This window comes from Oleiphilus sp. HI0061 (genome assembly GCF_001635675.1).
The window spans coordinates 1-510 of sequence record NZ_LWFE01000661.1 but is presented as its reverse complement, the minus strand read 5'-3'; the positions used below and the strand labels follow the sequence as shown (position 1 = coordinate 510).

Below are 510 nucleotides of genomic sequence, written 5' to 3'. Positions count from 1 at the left end.
AGGATCTTGGCAACGGCTACCGGATGGATGATGTATGGGTCGCCACTTCGACGGTACTGACCTTCGTGTGCATCTTTAGCACACTCGAAAGCCTGCAAGATCATAGAGACCTTGTTGTCATCCAGATAAGTTCTGACTGCCGCTTCGAGTGATTCTATCAATGCCTGTTCTGCCTGTTCTTTAATAATATGTTTCTAGAAACACGAGTGCCTTAAAATACGAGGGGGATAAGCTCTAAAGCAAAAAAAAGCCGAACGTTTCCATTCAGCTTTATGCGCTCTCACCTATCTTAAGTGAGAACAGATGATTTTCAAGAGTAATTCTCAAGAAAACCACATAATTTATTCATTTTTCAGCAGATTAAGAAGAAATCTCTTCGCGCTTGATCACATCATCATTGATCAAACCTTCTGCAATTTCACGCAAGGCAACAACAGTAGGTTTGTCATTTTCCCACTCTACGAAAGGCTCTTTGCCGCCATTTGCTAGTTGTCTGGCTCTCTTGGTTGA

The 510-nt window shown here is 42.4% G+C and carries 1 protein-coding gene; it reads right to left on the bottom strand.

Going from position 1 to position 510, the window contains the following annotated elements; all coding sequences use genetic code 11:
- Positions 1 to 360: 360 nt before the first annotated feature.
- On the bottom strand, positions 361 to 510 hold a 150-nt coding region (rpoZ, locus tag A3735_RS08355), incomplete at its 5' end, for a DNA-directed RNA polymerase subunit omega (RefSeq protein WP_068637909.1).